The organism is Mucilaginibacter sp. P2_D11 (assembly GCF_056404435.1).
In genome coordinates, this window is record NZ_JBFUEA010000009.1 from 286,839 (window position 1) to 301,707 (window position 14,869).

Consider the following 14,869-nt stretch of genomic DNA (forward strand, 5'->3'; position numbering starts at 1 on the left):
GGATTTGATGATTAAAGCCGACAGATAGCATCGGAAGCAGACTTGCTAAGCATCGTTGCCACCGTCATTTTCAAAATTCATTTTTGGTCGCTTTAATCTTTCACATTAATATTGGTTAGTTACTTATCGAGGGCTTACATGTCCTTGACATTTTACCCTCTGCTTTTTTACGTGGTGCTCATAGGCTCATAACAGGTTTTGTTGATGCGTATAATTGGTTATTTGGTGTATAGTTAATGGAATCACCCTCTTTAAAAATGCAATCGATTGCATTTTTTGACGTAAACAGAGAGGTTATAATTCTGTCAGAAAAAAAATAATTGGTATTGGTTAAAAAATTGGTTGAAGCCCGGCGTTTTTCAACCTCGACTTTCTGCTAAGTTCTGTGGTTTCGGAGGATTGGTATATCACATATCGCAAAAATCATATTGCAAATGTGCAAAAGACATGCTTATGCGAAGTTTGTTGGCTGGCGGAACAACATGTACCACTAATAAGGGTATAGTGGCGGGCCAAACTGTTTATTTGTGAAAGTGATTTGTGAAATAATGCTGTGAAATGTATTCCGTCGATGACCATGTAACTTCCACAACTGACATATGTAGTATAAAAATGGCGAAAACAGCTATTCCCGCATTTTATTAATCAGCAATTTTAAATTATTGAATGTACAACCTGTCCTTGGGGCTCCTGCCTCTGTTTGGTTAGTCAATTGGTTAAGGGACAGCGCGAGGCTGTCCTTTTTTGTTTAGGCGGCGTCGATAGCTTTTAATTTACTTAGGCGTATCCGTGCGGAATGGAGAAGCCGGCAAGCCCTCGCGGTTGTACAAATTCGCACCCTCCGGATTATCTGACCAGCCATAACGTACATATAAGGGATGTTGGACCAGGGGCGACGATACGATAACCTTATCGCCCGCTATAATAGCAGCAGCCCATACAAATTGCTTATCCTCGCCCGCTATTGCAAATTGAGAAAGCGGCTCTCCGTTGTTGGATACCAGGCCGGTTCCAATATCAGTGAAGGCAAGCGCGATTTTGTTATCATCAATAACAGCAGATTTAAAAGTGGGGCCGGATGCAACTATTTGCCGGTCGCCATATGCCAGCCTTTCTGCAGCGCGAGCTAGGCGTTCTCCAACGTCTTTCTTGTTTAGAGGATGAATATCATTCCACTCGCCGGCATCTATAGCAACTGCCAGTGCGGTGTTCGGCAAAGCAAGTGCCTTTAACTGCGCTTCCCTTATCTCGGCCCAGGAACTTTCGGCAGGGGAATACTGTACTTCCCCAAAATTCGGCAACTGTACCATCAGGAAAGGCAAGGAGTCATCTTTCCAGGCACTACGCCAATTATTAATAAGTGCGGTTAAAAGTTCCCCATAGTTTTTTGTCCCAACATTGGTTTCGCCCTGGTACCAAAGGAATCCTTTTACGGCATAGTTCACTGCCGGTGCTATCATGGCATTATACAGGCCGGTTGGCTCGTCCTGAGCAGAAAATGGCGCACCACCTCTGCTTCCGTTCCTGCGCGGCTGATAGGCCAGGCCAACCTGGTAAAGCCAGTCGCCCCGCAAATCGATAACTGTAGTACCATCTGTTAATTCATAGCGCTTATCGGGCACAAACCCACCCTTCCCGGCCGAATTGGTCACACGAACTGTTATTACGTTTTTCCCTGCTTTTAACAAGCCTGCCGGTACTTCGTACCTGCGGGGAGGATACTGATAGGTGATTTTCCCCACCAATTGGCCGTTCACATATGTTTCATCCGCATCAATTATGCGGCCAACGAAAAGCTTCGCTGCCTTACCCGCCATCTCAACAGGAACGTTTATTTCTTTCCTGAACCAAACGATGCCGTTCAGCCCCTTAACCCCCTGGTCGGCCCAATAGCCCGGCAGCCAGAACTTATGCCAGTTAGTGGGAATATAGCTCTGATCGTACCATTTAACGGCGCCCGAACTTCCCTTGTCCTCCCCCTGAATGGCCGGATCCAAGGGGATAGCCCGTTGTTTGGCCCGGGCTACTCCGGCCATAAACGAGGTATCCTTAAATTGGGCAAGCCGCTGGCCATAAGTGCCGATATCTTTTATGCCGCTTTCTCCTATCCATGCTTGTATAGGAGTGCCGCCTACACTCGAATTAATGATGCCAATAGGTATATGGTACCGGCCATAAAGCTGCTTTGCAAAAAAATAGGCAACGGCACCTATTTCCAGTATGTTTTGCTTTGTAGTTGCCACCCAACGGCCGGGAGGATAGTCGCTGTGAAGGTTTTCCACATCGGCGGTGGTAGCAACAAAAAAATACCTGATAAACGGATAATCAACACTAGCTATCTCTTCGGGATATTTCTCTTTCACCCGTTCCATTTTTATGGTCATGTTAGATTGTCCCGAACAAAACCAAACGTCGCCGATAAGCACATCCTTTAACAAAATATGGTTGCTGCCATCTATCTGCATTTGATATGGCCCCCCTGCCTTCATTTTTGGAAGGGTTACGCTCCATTGGCCATCATCCCCCACCATAGATTTGAACGTTTTTCCATTGAAAGCTATTTTTACCCGCTCGCCGGGGCTTCCCCAGCCCCATATTTTTATATTGGTATTGCGCTGTAGTACCATGCCATCGCTAACGAGTTGCGGAAGCCTTAATGTTGCGTTGGCATACTGCCCGGTGTATAATATTACCACCATACCGATAAATACGGCAAAAAATGTTCTCATAAACCTCCTGTCTGTTTAGTAAACCGTAAGGGTTGGAAAATCAAAAACTAAAATTTAAAATCGAGTTTATATTGGCAATCGATTGTAAATTTAGTATCTATTTTGATATCTCACATGAAATTTTTAGCAATAATTCATAAAGCCGTAAAATCTCCTTTTATCGCTTCATCCTATACTTGGCGTTTGGTAGCGCAAGAATTTATTCCGGATAACTCCTTATCAAAAACAATCAAATACATTTCGAATTGGTCATTTAAAGCCAATTTCAGTATTCCCTCCTATCAAAGAGCCGGGTTTAAAACGCAATGGAGTATCAAGATTCAGATGGAAAACAAACGGCCACCAATAAATCATTCAATCGATTGTTATTTAAAATACTTTTATTGTATGTTTTCGTAAATAAATTGAGTGAGAATAATATATTTGTTATAACCAATTATCTTTTACTAACCCATTCTAAGATCGTACCTGTTGCAAAACAGATATCGTCGGGCAGGGCCAAACATATACTCATATACTATGATGTGGAATTTGATAAAACGCAACCTTGCGGTATGCCTGATTTTGATGAGCACCCCACTGATTGTTGTCGGCCAGAATAACCTGAACTTCACATCTATCACCGTGAAAGAAGGATTATCAGCAAACACCGTCACGGCTATTATTAAGGATCAGAATGGATTGATGTGGTTTGGCACAACTAATGGCTTAAGTAAATATGACGGTAATAATTTCACGGTTTACAGGCATCATCAGGGCGATAAAACCAGCCTCCCATCTAACGAGGTATTGTCGTTATTTGCCGATCATACCGGAAGGCTTTGGGTTGGTACCGCCTCCGGTGGGCTTTGCTATTACGATACGAAATTCGACAGCTTTAAAACATATACCGGCGATGGCACCTGGAAAGAACTTCCTACCATATCTGCCAGGACGATATTTGAAGATCATAGCGGCAACCTGTGGGTTGGAACCTATGGCGATTTACGTATTATAAATCTCAAAACAGGCCACCCTACCCGTTTGCCGATTACTTATCCAAAAACAACCGAAGCAGGAAGCTTTGTTGCTATCTCACTATTTGAAGACAGTAACCAAAACATGTGGGTAGGTACCAATAATGGCGCTTATTTTTATAACCACGCCACCCGCAAAATAAGCAGGTATGCACATAACCCAACAGATACAACGAGCCTGAGTAATAATGTCATCAAATCGATAACGGAAGACGCGAAGGGGAACATTTGGCTGGGCACTTTCGATGGCCTTAACAAACAAGTATCGCCCGGAAAATTCGCCGTGTATAAATGTGCGAAAGGAATCACCAATTCGTTGAGCAACAACGCCATATTCGCCTTAACCGCCACCAAAGAGGGCGACCTTTGGATAGGCACCGAGGACGGCGTAACTGTATTGAATTTATCTACCTGCGCGTTTAAGCAGCTGCGGCCGGATCCACGCAATATGTTCAGCTTAAAAAGCAAATCTATCAGGAGTGTATTTATAGACCCGGACGGCATCTACTGGATAGGCACCTTTGGTGGTGGTGTAAGTAAATATAACAAGCATCTGGCACTTTTCAACCTCAAACAAAGCAACCCTTTCGACCCAAGAGGCCTGGCAGCACCTTTCGTAACTGCTTTTGCCGAATATCAGCCCGGAAAAATCTTCGTAAGCACAGATGGTGGCGGACTGGAACTTTTTGACCGCGCCACCGGGCTGTTTACATCTTATAAGCTAACAAGCAGGCTCGACGGATCGGTAAAGCCGACAATTCTGTCACTCCATATGGACCGAAACGGGAAGCTATGGGCCGGCACCTATCATCATGGGGTTTTTTGTATCGATCCGCAAAGCGGAACATTTAAGCAATTTACCTCTAACGCCGGCCTTAAGGGGCTCAGTTCTAATGACGTCACTGCGATTATTGAAGACAAAAATGGCAGATTGTGGTTCGGCACTATTGGCCATGGGATCGACGTATATGATAAAACCACCAACGCGTTCTCTAATTTGAACCGACGGGCGAGTGCCGGTTTTCCTCACGATTTGCCGCTGAATGATTTTATACAGTCGTTAACCATGGCACCCAATGGTAATATATGGATAGGCTCTGCCGGTACAGGCATTGCCGTTTACCAGGCTGCAAATGGTAACCTTACCCATTACACCAAAGCCAACAGCGGATTAGCCGATGACGTAATCTCGGCCACCCTGATCGCTAAAGATGGCACCCTATGGGTAGGCACCAATGATGGCATCAGCTTTTTCAACGCAAAAACCAACCGCTTCCATTCGTTTAAAGAGCCCGAAGGATTGACCAACGGCTTTATTAAAAGCATTGTTGAAGATAACGCAGGCATGCTTTGGTTCAGTACCGACAGGGGGATCGTCTCCTTCGATCGCGCCAAAAGTACCTTTAGGAACTTCACGGCGGAAAATGGCATTCAACAAGGTGCATTCTTAATTGGCTCCGCCATAAAAACCAGCAGTGGCGAATTGTTTTTTGGGGGGGAAGATGGCTTTAATTACTTCAATCCCGAAAAACTCCCGCCATCTTCTGTTCCCGGCAAAGTAATATTCAGCGGGCTCAAAGTAAATAATCTATCCATAGCGCCTTCAGCAAACTCCCCTATCAACCAGCAGCTGAGTAATGCCAAAGAAATAATACTTAAATATGGCGAAAACTTCTCCATCAACTATGTAGCGGTCGACTATGCCTCGCCAAGGCAGAACCTTTATGCATACAGGCTTTCGGGATTCGACAAAGGCTGGAACTATGTTAACAAAGCCCGGACTGCAAATTATACTAATCTCGACCCAGGGAACTATGTATTCCAGGTGATGTCGAGCAAGAATGAAAATGGTTGGAATAATACACCAAGTCAAATAAATATAGTGGTATTGCCGCCATTTTGGCGTACTATATACGCATATCTGTTTTATCTGCTGGCTGCTACGGCAATTTTATTGCTAATCCGCAGGCAGGGTATCCGGAAATTGCGGAACGAGTTTGAAGTAGCGCAGGAAAAATCAAGGGCAAAGGAATTAATTGAACGGGAACGCCTCGAAGCGGAACGATTGCATGAGCTCGATCGTGTTAAAATCAAAATACTCACCGACCTGAGCCACGAGTTCAGGACACCCATTTCACTTATCCTGGCCCCTGTAGACAGATTAATGAATCGAGGTTTTGAGGCCGAGGATTTTGGTCATTTGAAAATGATTAACCGGAATGCCAAACGGCTGCTTAACCTGGTTAATGAGCTGCTCGATTTCCGTAAAATGGAGGAGCAGGAGCTACAACTGAACCTGGTGCCCGGCGATATTGTCAGCTTTATTGTGGAGTGTACCGAATCGTTTCGCGACATAGCTGAGAATAAGCATATTATGCTTAAAATAGATACCAATCAAAAATCATGGGCCACGCAGCTCGATTGCGACAAAATGGAGCGTGTAATATTCAATCTGCTATCCAATGCGTTTAAGTTTACGCCAGGCGGAGGCTGCGTAACCATTGGCATAAACATTTCCGGCGTAGATACCACGCAGCCGGTATTGAATTTAACCGTTTCGGACACCGGCATCGGCATCGCTGAAAATGATACCACTAAAATATTCGATCGCTTTTATCAGTCGGTCCGAAAAGGTTCAATAATGAACCAGGGGTCGGGTATTGGCCTCGCTATCACAAAAGAATTTATAGAGCTACACGGGGGCAGTATCTGCGCCAAGAGCGCCGGCGGCAAAGGCAGCGACTTCGTGATCACGCTACCCCTACTACCGGCCCTTTCTGTGGCAGATGAGCCGGAAACAAACTTACCGCAATCGTCCATCCTGAGCAGCGAAACCGTTGAGGTATCGCATGCAGATGATGAGGCCGAACGGAGCACTAATATGGCTACCGTGCTGCTAGTGGAAGACAACGATGAATTCCGTTATTACCTTGCTCAGCACTTAAAGCAATATTTCCACATTTTAGAAGCGCCCGATGGCAAACAGGGCTGGCAAAAAGCATTGAGCCTTCACCCGGATCTGGTGGTTAGCGATGTTGGCATGCCCCATGTAAATGGCATTGAGCTGAGCCAGAAAATAAAATCGGATAAACGCACCTGTCATATTCCGGTTATATTGCTCACCGCAATGGCAAAGGAGAAAGAACAATTGGACGGACTCCGCTCCGGGGCGAACGACTACCTCACCAAACCGTTCAACTTCCAAATTTTGTACACTAAAATTTGCAACCTGCTTATCATGAGCAGCAGCCTGAAAGAGACATACTCCAAACACATCCAATTCAAAGTCAATCAAATCGAATCGGAATCGGCCGATGTAAAGTTGATGAATAAAGTGATGGAATGTATTGAAAACGGCCTGAACGACCCGGAACTGTCTGTTGAGAAACTAAGCAAACATGTGGGCATGAGCAGGGGATCGTTGTATTATAAATTGCTGGAACTTTCGGGATGCACGCCTGTAGAATACATCCGCCAGGTGAAATTAGAAAAGGCAGCGGCGCTGTTGGAAACGAGCGACTATAACGTAGCCCAGATAGCCTACATGACTGGTTTCGGAACGCCAAGCTATTTCTCGAGGACGTTTAAAAGCAAGTTCGGCATCCTGCCTTCAGAATACCAAACGAATAAAAGGGTGCAACGCCCTAAAACTTCATCTTCTTTTGCGATGAATGAATGAGGGATTTTGGCATGCGCCGAAGTTGAGAGATTTGAGAAGTGAGATATGAGATTTGAGACAGGAAACCAGCGTCGAAGCTAATCTCATATCTCAAATCTCACGTCTCATATCTATATTACAAAAGTGCTTTCGCTTTGTTAACTACGTTATCTACCGTAAAGCCGAAGTGTTTGTACAGATCTTCTGCCGGGGCTGATTCGCCGAAGGTGGTCATGCACAGGGTATCGCCTTCGTCGGTAGTGTATTTGTGCCAGCCCATTGGGGATGCCATTTCTACAGCTAAACGCTTGCGGCTTGCTTTAGGCAGTACCGATTCTTTGTAGACAGCATCCTGCGCCTCGAACAGCTCCCATGATGGCATGCTCACCACGCGGGTTGAGATGCCTTCTGCTTCCAGTTTGGCTTGCGCATCCATAATCAACGCTACTTCAGAACCTGTTGCCAGTAGTATCAGGTCAATGCCTTTGCTGGCTTCTGATAATACGTAAGCGCCTTTTTCTACGCCCGATGCTTTGCCATATTTATCCTGATCGAGGATTGGCAATCCCTGGCGGGTGAATATCAATACAGTCGGGCCGCCTTTTTTCTCTATGGCTACCTTCCAGGCGAATGAACTTTCGTTGGCATCTGCCGGGCGGATAACGGTTACATTAGGAATAGCGCGCAATGTTGCCAGATGCTCTATCGGCTGGTGGGTAGTACCATCCTCACCTAAACCGATACTATCGTGGGTGTAAACGAATATCGGGCTGATCTTCATAATGGCTGCCAAGCGTATCGGCGGGCGCATATAATCGGCAAATTGCAGGAAGGTTGCACCAAACGGCAGCACGCCTTTTGTAAGCGACATACCGTTAAGGGCCGAACCCATGGCATGCTCGCGGATACCGAAGTGGAAGTTGCGACCTGCACGGTTTTCCGAGGTGAAGGAATCGTATTCTTTTAAGTTAGTCTCGGTAGAGGGAGCCAGATCCGCTGCACCACCAATTAAGTTTGGCAGGCCTGCAGCGATTGCATTCAGCACTTTACCCGATGCCTGGCGGGTTGCCATTTTAGGGTCGGATGCTTTGAAGGTTGGCAGTTTATCGGCCCAACCTGCAGGCAGTTCGCCTGATGCTGCGGTTTCGTATTCGGCAGCCAGTTCCGGGAATTTCGCTTTGTATTTAGCAAACAGTTCGTTCCATTTGGCTTCGGTTTTTTCGCCGCGTGCGCCTTTGGCATGGTAGTATTCCAGCACTTCGGCAGGAACGTTGAACGATTTCTCCGGGTCGAAACCGAAGAATTCTTTCACCAGTTTTATCTCATCGGCACCCAGTGGCGAACCGTGCGAACCTGCAGTGCCCGATTTGTTTGGGCTACCGTAAGCGATGAGCGAACGTACACGGATAAGCGATGGTTTCTGCGATTCGGATTTTGCATTGATCAAAGCCAGCTCTAAAGCGTGGGTATCGTTCACATCAGCAATTTCCTGCACATGCCAGCCGTATGAGCGGAAGCGCGCGCTAACATCCTCGTTGAAGGCGATATCGGTACTACCTTCTATAGAAATGTGGTTATCATCGTATAAGTAAATCAGGTTGCCTAACTGCAGATGACCAGCTAAAGAAGCTGCTTCTGAGGTTACACCTTCCATCATATCGCCATCGCTCACGATGGCATAAACGTTATAGTTGAAAAGGTCGAAACCCGGTTTGTTGTAGCGAGCTGCCAAATGTTTTTGCGCGATGGCAAAACCTACGCCATTAGCAAAACCCTGGCCTAATGGGCCTGTAGTAACATCAACGCCGGGTGCCAAACCGTATTCCGGGTGACCGGCGGTTTTGCTGTTCATCTGGCGGAATGCCTTGATGTCGTCTAAACTCAAATCGTAACCTGTTAAGTACAGGAAATTATATTGCAATATACAGGCGTGGCCTGCAGAAAGGATAAACCTGTCGCGGTTCGCGAAATCGGGGTTCTTGGGGTTGTAATTTAAAAATTTGGTCCACAATACGTGGCCCATGGGCGCCAGTGCCATTGCCGTGCCCGGGTGGCCTGAGTTTGCTTTTTGTACGGCATCTGCAGAAAGTACCCTTACGGTATCTATTGCTAATGTCTCGAGTGCTTGATTTGGTTTTTCCATTATTGTATTAAAATTCATCTATTTTATAAAGGGGTCAATCAGTTTTATTGAACCGTCGGCCTCATGTTCAAGTGTGGTTACTTTTACGTTCCTTAAATGTGTCTTGCCGGATATTTCGGTATCGTGGTAAAAGATATACCATTTGCCTTTAACTTCTATGATAGAGTGGTGCGTGGTCCATCCTTGTACAGGCTTCATAAATACACCTTTGTAGGTAAACGGCCCAACCGGGCTATCGCCAATGGCATAGCAGAGCAGGTGCGTATCGCCGGTAGAATAGGTAAAGTAGTACTTGCCGTTATACTTATGCATCCACGATCCTTCGAAGAATCTCCTGTTATGATCCTTGCCCAATAAAGGTTTGCCAAGGCTGTCAAGGATAACGACATCTTTTACATCCCCATCAAACTCCGTCATATTCCCTTTAAGTTTGGCTACCCTGCAGCTTATTGCCGGTTTATCATCTTGCTGCAAATCGGTTTTAGAGCCATTGCTTTCGTATTTACCTGTGGCCCAGCGCTGCAACTGCCCACCCCAAATACCGCCGAAATACATATATGAACTACCATCTGTATCCGTAAAAACGGCAGGGTCTATACTGAAACTGCCGGCTATGGGTTCGGGCATTGCTTTAAATGGGCCTTGAGGTTGCTTTGAAGTAGCCACCCCAATTTTGAATACATCTTGCTTGTCCTTTACGGGGAAATATAAGTAGTAAGTGCCGTTTTTATACGCCGCATCCGGTGCCCAAAGCTGCCGGCCGGCCCATGGTATATCTTTAATATCTAATCCTACGCCTTCATCAGTAACCTTGCCGCCGATACTATCCATCGACAAGATGTGGTAATCTTTCATGGCGAAGTGATCGCCATTATCATTTTCTTTTATCCCTGCATCAATATCATGCGAAGGGTATATGTAAATTTTCCCGTTAAATACGTGGGCCGAGGGATCCGCAGTGTATATGTTACTAATTAGCGGCTCGGTAAGGAATTTTACTTTCGTGGTATCGGTAGCTGCGGTGCCTGCTTTCTGCTCTGGTGAATGGCACGCTAAGAGCGAACATAAAACAATTGGCAGCATTAAAAACGGCTTTGCTTTGGTTGATAACTGGTTCATGAGTTTATAATTTATAGCTTGGTTTAATTATTTATTGATTTCCGCCTATACCGGGTGCGAGCAAAAATTTCCGGTCCCTATAAAAACTCAGGGGTTTATCCGGCTTTGGGTATTGGGATGGTATTGGCCTTTTGGAAAATGTTTGGAAGTATAACACGCAGGAATTACGCCAGGTCGTAGCTTCGTCATATTGAATAGCTAACAACTGTTTAACCGACTCAAACCGTTCCTTATCTACATAAGGCACCATTTTATTCCAGGTGAGCTCCATTTGTTTAACAGCATCTGCCCCTATGTAATATCGACGCACCAATTCATCCCACAAAGTAGCCCCCGAACGCATCTTATAATCCCACCCTACATGGTGGAACCATAACAGATATTCATCCGGGCAAGTGGCCAGATTTTCAAACTGCTCCCTTACCTGCGGTTGATATTGCGCTACCGCGTTACTGCCCGTACTGCTGCGGTTGAAACCAATACCTGCCGAATCTGCCTTGTGGTAATAAGTAGCGTTCCAATCTGCACGCCCTGCGTTATCCACCCATGGCCCCGGGCCATAATGCGTGTTAACACCCATGATGTGGTGAAGCCCGAGCGGCGTCATATAGTTTACCGCTGTCTCCCTCGATTGCAGCATTATCGCTGTTACGGGGGCTACAAAAGCCCGATTGTTCGTAAAAGTCATCTTCAACCAATCGGACGCTACATCGGCCGATGATAAATCCGGGTTCCACGCAAGCCGGCCAAAGGCATACCAGTTTGCCTGGGCAAATGGATGCCCGCACCAATTGATGTCTGAGCCTATATTAGCCACGCCCGCCATCCCGGTGACGAGTTTTGCATTATACTTGCCGGTAATTACGTTAGCCACTGTAGAGCCTTTCCCCATCGCATAGGTATCAGATTCCAGGCATTCTTTAAACAGCGGCGCTTCGTAAACCAGATTTGTAGAAAACCCCAGGTACTCTTGCGTAAGCTGGAACTCCATCATGAGCGGGGTATTAGGCATAGCGCCAAATAAGGGGTGGAACGGCTCGCGGGGCTGAAAATCTATCGGCCCGTTCTTCACCTGTATAATTACATTTTTTTTGAACTGCCCGTCGAGCGGCTTAAACTCATTGTAGGCTTGCTTGGCCCTATCGTCAGGCACGTTGTTGTCATATACGAATGCCCGCCACATTACAATACCATTGTGGGGCAACAATGCATCAGCAAGCATGTTAGCACCATCCGCATGGCTGCGCCCGTAGGCTTGTGGGCCGGGCTGCCCTTCTGAATTAGCCTTCACCAGGAAACCGCCAAAATCCGGAATAGTGCGGTATATTTCGTCCGCCTTATCTTTCCACCATTGAATTACCTGCGCGTTGAGCGGATCGGCGGTTTTAAGCCCGCCTATATCAATCGGGCTGCTAAATTTAACCGACAAATACACCTTTATGCCATAGGGCCTGAAGGTGTTTGCCAGTGCTTTTACCTTTTCTAAGTATTCCGGTGTCAGCATCAGCGCGTTGGCGTTTACATTATTCACTACCGAGCCATTTATCCCAACCGAAGCGCTGGCCCGTGCATAATCAATGTAGCGCTGGTCGATATAACCCGGCAGCTTATGCCAGTTCCAAATAGACGATCCTGCATAGCCGCGTTCCACGGTGCGGTTAAGGTTGTCCCAATGATCCAACACCCGGTACATGATACGCGGGTACTCCAAAATATTCAAGGCATCGATGCTTTGCTGCGTTTGCAGCAACTTTAGAAAACCAAAAACGCCGTGCAAAACCCCAACATCGGTTTGAGCCGTAATAATAATACACTTTTTACTGTTGATGATTACTGTTTTAATGAGATACCCTTCGCTGCCGGTTTTATCCAGTTCGCTCGAGGAAAAAAATCTTCCCGGCAGGTTTATAGTTGAAGCGATACCCACCAGCAACGCGGGAGATTCGATTTTTTCACTAATTTGAGGCTTCAGCGCCAGGGTACCTTGCAGCCCGGTTAGCAGTTCCTCGCGGGCGGCGTTAAGCGAAGGTGTAGTGCCTGCAAATTTCACATGAGCCAGCTGCGCTTTATATTTAGCGGCCAGTTTTTTATCGGCCACGGCGTTATAGCCAAGCCAAAGCTTGTACCCGTCATCAGCATAAACATTACCGGCAATTTGCAAAATTGCAAATAATAGCACCAATCGCTTAATCAGCAGGTTCTTTGTCATCATTTAGATACTGGGTGCCCGCAGGCATCTATACGCAGATAAAAAAATTAATGGAAATATTCTTTCCTATAGTCTATTCCTAATAATTGATTTAAAAAGAGCAATGATTGCTTTACGCCCATTTCCAGGCCCCGCAATTCTGCCAATCCCTTTAATCGCCCAATTATTGAATACCCGGGATAAGTGTTGTACTTAAAGTCGTCCAGTATTTTATGTCCATGGTCGGGCCGCATGGGTATTTCAGCATCATATCGTCCGGCCTCCTGCCGCCTGGCCTGTTCTGTTACCACTGCTTTCATCACCTCAAACATATCCGTACTCCCCCCCAAATGGTCAGCTTCGTAAAAACTTCCGTCTGCTTCGCGCTGCACATTCCGCAAATGCAGAAAATGTATGTGACTCCCTAAACGCTTTATAATGCCCGGAATATCATTATCTTCACGTGCACCAAGCGAGCCGCTGCAAAGAGTGATGCCATTATTGGCCGAAGGATACGCGTCAATTACGTCTTTCAGGTCTTTTTCAGTAGATACCACTCTCGGCAAGCCCAATATCGGGAACGGCGGATCGTCGGGATGGATACACATTTTTATGCCGTATTCTTCCGCGTAGGGTATAATGGCGCGTAAAAAATAAGCCAGGTTTTCTTTCAACTTCGTTGCGTCAACATCGCTGAATCTTTTCAAGTGCTCCTTAAATTCCTCAATGGTAAACACCTCGTCGGTTCCGGGCAAACCCGCCAATATGGTATTTGTTAGCTGGCTTATCTCATTGCTTGTTAACTTGTCCAGGTAACGCTTTGCGGCCAGTTGCTGATCGGCATTGAATTCGGCATATGCTCCCTCCCGTTGCAGGATATAAAGGTCGAATGCAGCCAGCGCAGCCGCTTCATACCTTAAAGCAGATGCGTTATTGGCCAACCGGTAATCGAGATGGGTGCGTGTCCAGTCGAGCACCGGCATGAAGTTATAGCACACCGTACCAATGCCGGCTTTACTGAGATTGGCCAGCGTTTGCCGATAGTTGTCAATATACCAATCGCGTCCGGACGCTCCGGTTTTGATCGACTCGTGTATGTTTACGCTCTCCACAACGGTCCAATCAAAACCGGCTGTCTCAATAATGGTTTGGTGGGCACGTATTTCATCAATACCCCAAACCACACCACAGGGAATGTGATGCAGGGCCGAAACAATGCCGGTTGCGCCGGTTTGCCTGATGGCCTGTAAAGTTACCGGGTCATTAGGGCCGAACCAGCGGAATGTTTGTTTTAGATTTGGTATCATATCTTTCAAAATAAGGGGTGTATATAGCGCCGTTCAATTCGCAGCCGCGCGAAGCCGATGCATTATCAGGCCGCTTTATTACCAAAATATTGTATATAAGGCCACCAGTATGCCGCAAACCAGCATAGCACCAACCGCAAAAGCATTCGATGTTTTGAACATTTTGGCATCTATCTCCAGGCCATTGGTTTCTTTGCCTTTGGCTGCATCGATCAAGCTGATGATCACCATACCTGCCACGCAAATGGCGAATACGAAACCCATCCTGTCCAGGAATGGTATCTCGTACAGGCCGCTTTCAGCATTTTTATAAGAGAAGCCGCTTGCTGCAAGTGAGGTCAAATCAACCATCTTGGGCAGGAATTTGAAGAATACCGAGAACGCGAAGCCGCCGATAGTGGCAAACAATGCCGCATTGGATGATGCCTTCTTCCAGAAGAAGCCCAGGATAAACATGGCGAAGATACCCGGCGATACAAAGCCGGTGTACTCCTGTATGAACTGGAAGCCGCCTTTTTTGTCGATGCCCAGGAATGGCGATATCGCTACGCCCAGTATCATGGCCACTACTACGGTAATCTTGCCTACTACCACCAGTTGGTGATCGGTAGCATCTTTGCGGATCTTCTTCTTGTAGATATCCAACGTAAAGATGGTAGCTATACTATTGGCTTTGCCGGCCAGCGAAGCTACTACTGCGGCCGTTAAA

General features: G+C 46.5%; 7 protein-coding genes. 1 reads left to right on the forward strand and 6 read right to left on the reverse strand.

Features of this window, described 5'->3' with window-relative positions; all coding sequences use genetic code 11:
• Window positions 1-773: 773 nt before the first annotated feature.
• Window positions 774-2,729, reverse strand: a complete 1,956-nt coding sequence (locus tag AC1DXC_RS16330; protein ID WP_477460228.1) for a sialate O-acetylesterase — start codon at window positions 2,727-2,729, stop codon at window positions 774-776.
• Between the two features lie 519 nt (window positions 2,730-3,248).
• On the opposite strand from AC1DXC_RS16330, the gene AC1DXC_RS16335 reads away from it, so the two are divergent.
• On the forward strand, window positions 3,249-7,424 hold the full coding sequence (locus AC1DXC_RS16335) for a hybrid sensor histidine kinase/response regulator transcription factor (RefSeq protein WP_477460229.1): 4,176 nt from the start codon (window positions 3,249-3,251) through the stop codon (window positions 7,422-7,424).
• A 115-nt stretch (window positions 7,425-7,539) separates the two neighbouring features.
• On the opposite strand, the gene tkt is transcribed toward AC1DXC_RS16335, so the two are convergent.
• The 5 genes from tkt to AC1DXC_RS16360 form a co-directional block, all read right to left on the reverse strand.
• Window positions 7,540-9,546, reverse strand: a complete 2,007-nt coding sequence (tkt, locus tag AC1DXC_RS16340) for a transketolase (protein WP_477460230.1) — start codon at window positions 9,544-9,546, stop codon at window positions 7,540-7,542.
• 18 nt (window positions 9,547-9,564) lie between these two features.
• Window positions 9,565-10,665, reverse strand: a complete 1,101-nt coding sequence (locus AC1DXC_RS16345; protein WP_477460231.1) for a glycoside hydrolase family 43 protein — start codon at window positions 10,663-10,665, stop codon at window positions 9,565-9,567.
• A gap of 31 nt (window positions 10,666-10,696) precedes the next feature.
• Complete coding sequence (locus tag AC1DXC_RS16350) at window positions 10,697-12,877, reverse strand: alpha-glucuronidase family glycosyl hydrolase (RefSeq protein WP_477460232.1); 2,181 nt, start codon at window positions 12,875-12,877, stop codon at window positions 10,697-10,699.
• A 44-nt stretch (window positions 12,878-12,921) separates the two neighbouring features.
• Window positions 12,922-14,160: a mannonate dehydratase gene (gene uxuA, locus AC1DXC_RS16355; RefSeq protein WP_477460233.1), complete on the reverse strand. Its 1,239-nt coding sequence runs from the start codon at window positions 14,158-14,160 to the stop codon at window positions 12,922-12,924.
• A gap of 78 nt (window positions 14,161-14,238) precedes the next feature.
• On the reverse strand, window positions 14,239-14,869 hold a 631-nt coding region (locus AC1DXC_RS16360), incomplete at its 5' end, for a sodium:solute symporter family transporter (RefSeq protein WP_477460234.1).